The sequence below is a fragment of the Sporosarcina sp. YIM B06819 genome, assembly GCF_033485175.1.
Taxonomy (GTDB): Bacteria; Bacillota; Bacilli; order Bacillales_A; family Planococcaceae; genus Sporosarcina.
This window is the reverse complement of record NZ_JAWLIQ010000055.1, coordinates 1-1,854: the sequence shown is the minus strand read 5'-3', so window position 1 is coordinate 1,854 and position 1,854 is coordinate 1. Positions and strand designations below refer to the sequence as shown.

1 protein-coding gene is annotated in these 1,854 nt (G+C 40.6%); it reads right to left on the bottom strand.

Annotation, left to right across the window (positions count from 1 at the left end; all coding sequences use genetic code 11):
- Positions 1–325: 325 nt before the first annotated feature.
- Positions 326–1,729 (bottom strand): IS110 family transposase, encoded by a 1,404-nt coding sequence (locus R2B72_RS18440; protein ID WP_318618364.1) that lies wholly within the window; start codon positions 1,727–1,729, stop codon positions 326–328.
- Positions 1,730–1,854 lie beyond the last annotated feature (125 nt).

The window sequence follows — 1,854 nt, the reverse complement described above, 5'->3', positions numbered from 1 at the left end:
TGCACAGCGTTTAATGTGAAATAAGTCAAGCGCTATGAAAATAGATTTTTGGCCGCACGAAACCAAAGCCTCATAATGGTATTTTTTTGAAACTCAACAATCACAGAACAATATAATGGCGTTTTTCCGCAACGTGAAAGGTCTTGCGTTTCATTTCACAGGGATACATCCTATTAAATACAAGCTCACGTTCTTTAACGTTTTATTCGTATTTGTGAAACAAGACCCATGACGCTGTGCAACGAGGTCATTAAAGCCTCAGGTACCTTGAACTATGTGGTCTACGTTCCGGGAAAACGCCTTTGTGTGCACCTAAACTTTGTGTTTACAGTTCCTCTACTTTTACATAGCGTTGATAGAACAGGTCTTTCTTTTTCGTGTTTTTCAGTTTGCCAGCGATGACTTTTTCTAGACAATAATCCGGTTGACAACTTTTATATAGCTGTTGGTCTTTGATCATGGCGAAGGCAATCCGTAAGATTCGATTCCCTAAAGCAATATAGGACTGATCTGCTTTCTTTCCTTTGTCCTTCATCGCCAAATACCTTACTTTCATTTCCGGATTCTGAACCGAAACGTTTTTCCCAACCTGATAGACCACGTTCCGAAAAGCTGCTCTACCTTGTTTGGATATCCGGTAATGATTAGCCTTTTTCCCACCTGACTGTCTTACGATTGGGTTCGTACCGGCCATTTTGATGAGTTGTCCTGCATGTGAATAGTCATGGACATTCCCTATTTCAGCGGTCAATTCAGCGGCTGTAGTGATCCCTAAACCCGGGATACTCAAAAGGATACCACCATCGGTCTCCAGTAGTTTCGCTTCAATTACATCCTCTAATTGCTTGATTTGACGGTGTATTAACTCATATTCATCAAGTTTTAGTTGAAGTAAAATCAACTCGCTTTCAAGCATAGACTTTGGTTTGGATATCGAATTCTCAGCGTAATCCAGGAGTCTTTCTATCACTTCCTCCCGGAGCTTCAAATTATGTTCTATTGATATATCTCTCAAACCAATTTTGCCTAGGGATAGGATATCTGATGGGTGAGGATGGTTTCTCATCAAGAATAGAGACGTTTTTGAAACAAACTGATCCAGAATTTTTATGACCTTATTTTCCCCTTCAACCTTTAAATTCTTCCCTTGAAACTCACGGAAAATATGGTCCATATACAAGCGTAGATGATTGATTGTCCGTGTTTGCACGTTCACAAGCGTCCTTCTGGCCCTTGTCAATGTCTTTAATGATTCCAGTTCCAGTAAGGAATCAACGCTCGTTCCACCACGCCCGTGAAGTAACGACTGAACAATCGCCATCAAATCCACACGGTCTGTTTTCGTATAATTCAACACAGTTTCTCTTTCCCTAGCAGTCGTCGCCGCATTCAATATCCTGACGGTATATCCCTCAACCATACAAAGTCTCACAAGGTCTTCGTAATAGTGCGCAGTCGTTTCAATTCCGACAATCACTTGTGAAAGTGAGTACGCTTCACACACAGAATCAATGTATTTCTTCATTAATTGATAGCCTGTCATTGACCCGTCGAACTCAAACGGCTCCTGTAAAATATCACCGTAGATTGTACATAGCATCGCTGTATTCACAAACTTCGCTGCATCAATCGCTACAATACAATATTCCTTTGCCTTTTCTTCTCGCATTAAACGATTCCAATGACTTCCGTTCTTCCCCTGAATATGATTAAATGATAGTGTAACCATTGTTTTCAGCTCCTCCCTCTTTGGTGGGGTAGTATATCGGAAGTTCTGTGATTGGTACTTCTCCTATACCCTGAAAACAATGGTTTTTTCTATTTCCAACTATCTATTTAACATAATAGGTACCT